This is a genomic window from Caldivirga sp. UBA161, assembly GCF_002506515.1.
Classification (GTDB): Archaea; Thermoproteota; Thermoprotei; order Thermoproteales; family Thermocladiaceae; genus Caldivirga.
The window spans coordinates 1-4,707 of record NZ_DAXS01000040.1 but is presented as its reverse complement, the minus strand read 5'-3'; the positions used below and the strand labels follow the sequence as shown (position 1 = coordinate 4,707).

4 protein-coding genes are annotated in these 4,707 nt (G+C 44.0%); 3 read left to right on the top strand and 1 reads right to left on the bottom strand.

The annotated features are described in order from the left end of the window. Positions 1 to 1,338, top strand: a 1,338-nt coding sequence (locus BP896_RS04680) for a hypothetical protein (protein ID WP_291766247.1), incomplete at its 5' end; no start/stop codon positions are given. On the opposite strand, the gene BP896_RS04675 is transcribed toward BP896_RS04680, so the two are convergent. Continuing rightward, the gene (locus BP896_RS04675; RefSeq protein WP_291766244.1) at positions 1,339 to 2,340 is read right to left on the bottom strand and encodes a 6-phosphofructokinase; all 1,002 of its coding nucleotides are present in this window, start codon (positions 2,338 to 2,340) and stop codon (positions 1,339 to 1,341) included. Positions 2,341 to 2,661: 321 nt separating this feature from the next. On the opposite strand from BP896_RS04675, the gene BP896_RS04670 reads away from it, so the two are divergent. After that, positions 2,662 to 3,852, top strand: coding sequence for a pyridoxal phosphate-dependent aminotransferase (locus tag BP896_RS04670; RefSeq protein WP_291766241.1), 1,191 nt, complete (start codon positions 2,662 to 2,664; stop codon positions 3,850 to 3,852). Between the two features lie 100 nt (positions 3,853 to 3,952). Then, the gene (locus BP896_RS04665) at positions 3,953 to 4,456 is read left to right on the top strand and encodes a PaREP1 family protein (protein ID WP_291766239.1); all 504 of its coding nucleotides are present in this window, start codon (positions 3,953 to 3,955) and stop codon (positions 4,454 to 4,456) included. Positions 4,457 to 4,707: the final 251 nt, after the last annotated feature.

Genomic DNA, 4,707 nt, shown 5'->3' with positions numbered 1-4,707 from the left:
ATCTTCCTTGAGCCTCCCCTTGGTGCCGTTGGCTTCCCTGGGGGCCCAGGCTTCAAGTATCTTCAGGGTAGTGCGCCTAGTGAGGTTTCCTCATGGTTTGAGGCCTTTTGGAAGTGGGCTGGTGATTTTGAGTCTAGGGTTCTTAATAGGCTTAAGGCCCTATACCCTGATGTTGAGTTCACGCCTTATTATGCTAGGAGTATTGATGACCTTGAGGATGCATTAGCTAGGGAGTCTGAGGCTGTTGGCTTCATTGTTGTTGACCTACATGGCCCATCTGGTATGTTTCAGAGGATTGTGGCCACTGGTAAGCCTATAGTGCTTATTGCAGAGTCCCTTGGGGGTGGTGGTGATTACCTACTCGGCAATAGGCTCATTGAACAATACCCAGTGTTGGGCGTGGCTACTAGGAGTGTTGATTCTGATGATGCATTAAGCCTAGTTAGGTACCTCATTGCCTTAACCATGCTTAAGAACACTCATGCAGTAGTGGTTAGTAATAGGGATTTAAGTAATTGGCTAAACGCAGTATCGAGGAGTACTGGGGTTAGGTTCACTTTAATGAGTGGCAGTGAGTTTGTTGATAAGTACTACAGTAGGGTTAATAATGATGAGGCTAAGCCCATTGCAGAGGCTTGGGTTAAGGGTGCAGCCCACTACCCAGACCCAGATAAGCAGTGGCCTGAGGTGCTTAAGAGTGCTAGGCTCTACATTGCAGTTAATAGGCTCCTAGAGGATTATAAGGCTAATGCAGTGACTATTGATTGCCTAGGCTTAAGGAGTGCCTCAGTGGTTATCCTAGATGCCTGGCCATGCTTAACCTGGATGCAGCTTTGGCTCGACGGTAAGTATGTCCCAATGTGTGAGGCTGATGCTAATTCACTAATAGTGGCGTTGATAGGTAAGTACCTCCTCAATACTGCAGGCTCAGCAACGGATCCCGTTACAGATGAGTTGACTGGTGAGGTAACATACTACCACTGCTACCTACCAATTAACCCCAAGCCTGGTATTAGGCTTAGGTACTCAATAATACCATCGCACTTAGGGACTAGGTATGCTGCAGTTAATGTTGAGTACCCAGTTGCCTCAGAGTTAACTGCTGTGGGTATTGATGCTGTTAATAGGGTTATGCACATTCACGTAAGCAGGATTACAGGTAATGAATTATCACTACCAGCCTGTGGGACGAAGGTTATTGCTAAGGCTAATGTTAAGGCATTGGCCGGGAAGTGGGGTGCAGGATGGCATAGGGTACTACTGCTCGGCAACCATAGGGATGAACTCATGAAAATGGCGAAACTAATGGGATTCAAGGTAATTGAAGAGGATCAATAATTAATTAACCCACATTTCCTCATAAAGCTTAAGCCACATACCATTAACAAGCTTATTCCTACCAACCACCTCATGAATTGGTACATAACCGAACCTTGACCCACTGTAATTAACCATGACATTGCATAACTCGTTATCCAAAGCCTCATAAGCCTTAGTAGCGTAGTTAACGGCTAGAACCCGATCAAACTCAGATGGCTGAACACCTCTTATGGAATGACCTGGTGAAACAGCCCTAGTCTCAACCCCACTTAGCTTCTCAATTAACTCAGCCATACTATACCCGATTCCATTAGGTGTAGGGTGCTTATTGGCAGTAATCATGCCATCACTCACTTTAATGCCTTCAGCCATTACAACTAACGCATAATGCTTTACCTTATAGGCCTCAATCAGCTTACTCACTATAAAGTCCATGGTTAATGGGTACTCCGGTATTAGTGTTGCGTCTGCCATTGTTGCTAGTCCGGTGTGTAGTGCTACCCATCCAGCCTCCCTACCCATAACCTCCACTACGCCAATCCTCTCATGAGACATTAGAGTAGTCTTAAAGGACTCAGTAACATTAACAGCAGCATTAACAGCAGAATCAAAACCAATAGTAAAATCAGTACCAAAAACATCATTATCAATAGTCTTAGGAATATGAATAACCCTTATACCCAGTTCAGTGGCCTTATAGGAGGCCTTTAATGACCCATCACCCCCAATAGCAACCACACAGTCAAGGCCGTAATTATTAATGGCTTCAACAAGCCTCCTGGCGTCATCCTCATTATCAAACACATTCCTTCTAGATGTCTTAAGAGCTGTGCCACCCATTGATATATAGGGTAGTAGGTCAATGGCTTCAACCCTCTTAATGGAACCATCAATGAACCCCTCCCAACCATGTAGTACAGCGAATAACTCATGTTTCCTCTCAGCCAACTTAACAAAGGAATACACAGCAATATTCAAACCAGGGGCATCCCCACCACTGGTTAATACCCCAATCCTCATGGTTTCTCACCCCTATATTTCATGGTAATTATCCAGTGATTTTCAATGGTGATTAAGTGCTTCATGGGTGGTTGCTGGGTTAGGTGAATTTAACCCTTGTGGTTATACCCTAGGGTTAGGTTTAAATGAGTGTACTTAAGTGTACTCACCTATAATGGGTAATTAATATTGCTTAAACTATGTTTTCAAGTAATCTAAGGATATTTATAAGCCTATGGTTTTTAATGGTTTTACGCAATTATGTATAGCATCTACATTGTATGTTTAATTTGCTAAAAATAAATACGTAATGCATATATATAAGCCTTAGCATGGGTAATTGTGCGTGAACTCTCCGATAGGATATCAGCCTTAAGGGAATCACCAACGAGAAGAATTGACGCAATAAGGGAGAGGCTTAGGCGTGAGAACAGGGATATAATAGTCTTATCCGCTGGCCAACCAAGCATACCCCCACCCCCTGAGATTAGGGCAATTATGGCTGAGGAATTGGCTAAGGAAAGCATGGACCTTTACGCATATACACCAAGTCAAGGCATAGTTGAGTTAAGGGAGGCTGTCTCTGAGGATTTGAAGAGGCTTGGCTCCATTGATGTTAAGCCAGATGATATAGTTATTGTGGCCGGCGGCCAAGAGGCCATGTTCGCTACATTAATGACTATATTGAATCCCGGTGATGAAGTAATATTGATGGATCCAACCTACTTCGGTTACAAACCCTTAATAGAGTACTTTGGTGCCAGGATTAAGAGGCTGAGGTTAAGCATGGATGATGGTTTTAGGATTAACGTGGAGGCACTTAAAGAATTAATAAGCAGTAAAACTAAGGCAATTATCCTAGTTTCACCGGATAACCCAACAGGCTCCATAGTTAGTGAGGATGTTGCTAAGGCTTTAGCCGACTTAGCTAGGGATAAGGACTTCTGGATAATATCAGATGAAGCCTACAGGACCCTAATATACGAGGGTAACCACGTCTACTTCTACAAGTATGCCCCAGATTACGTAATATCATTAAACACCTTCTCAAAGGACCCAGGAATACCAGGTTGGAGGCTTGGCTTCGTCTACGGGCCTCGGGAGGTTGTTTCAAGAATTAAGTTGGCGGGGGAGGAGATGACCTATTGCCCACCATCCTTCGCGCAGCGTTTTGTGGCAACATACTTAAGGTCTGAGGTTAGGTTAAAGCACATTAAGTACGTTGTTGAGCAATACCGTGCCAAGAGGGATGCTGCAGTTGAGGCCATTAGGAGGAATTTACCTGAAGCCAAGTTCATAGTCCCGAAGGGTTCAATGTTCATCTTCGTTGACTTAGCGAAGTATATTGATGATAGTGATAAGTTCGCTGAATTCGCCATGGAGAAGTATAGTGTAGCCTTAGTCCCAGGAAGCTACTTCAGTGAGCAGTATAAGGCCGCGGTGAGGATTTCATTCGTGTGGGAGAGGACGGACCGCCTAATAGAGGGTATTAGGAGGCTTGCAGAGGCGGCTAAAGCCTATAAGGCTTCATGAACATTACTGCATAAATCCTCTAAAACCAATACAGCCATTATCAACAGAAAAATAGGCGCATTCATGAAAGCTTTTAAGTATATTCATGTAACTAATCTTAATGCTAGAGTTTAAGCCTCCTTGGCGTGATGCATCAGGGTACGTGGATGTTAGATTAAATGAAGCACTTTATGAGGCTGACTTAGCCATTAAATTCCTAGAGCAGGGTCTCCACAGGAATGCCGCCGGTAAGGCTTTTCAAGCCTGGAAGGCGGTTTTAGCCGCAGCTGCAGCCTTAAACAGAGACCTAGTGGCTAAGCGCTATCCAGGTACAGTGAAGGATAGAGTTGGGGTTATTAGAAGTAGGGTGGATATGGTTATAGCGTTAATGCCCACTGTTAGGATGAGAGAAGTTGCCGGTATCCTAATGGATAAGTATGGGTGGGAAGTATTATATTTAACGGACCTAGCGTTAAGTATTCATGAGTTCCAATATAATGGTCTTGATCCTGGGGGGATAGTTAGTAAGTATGTTAATGTACATGATGCGGAGAGGGATGTAAGACACTTAGCCGAGAAGGCTATTGAGTGGGCTAAGAGATTGGGTGAGGCCAAGAGTAATTGAATTATATTAATATACTTAGATCCTCGTCTTTTAATGTGGGGCACGTTGGTTTTTAACTAGTGCAGTATCCTTAAGCATAGGGGTTGGAACCAGCCTAACTGCGGAACCTCACCCCTTAAAGGCGGAGACAGTTCGCTTTAACCTAGAGGGCTCATATTAATTCGTTAACGCGTAGAATAATATACCCGTTTGTCCCTACACTTTTAGCTGGCCTCCTTCCTGTCTTATGGGGTTGTCTTTGGTTGGTTTAT

Excerpts from the sequence above, each read along its gene's own strand:
- BP896_RS04665 (WP_291766239.1), top strand. The coding sequence starts at position 3,953 with ATGCTAGAGTTTAAGCCTCCTTGGCGTGATGCATCAGGGTACGTGGAT.
- BP896_RS04675 (WP_291766244.1), bottom strand. The coding sequence starts at position 2,340 with ATGAGGATTGGGGTATTAACCAGTGGTGGGGATGCCCCTGGTTTGAAT.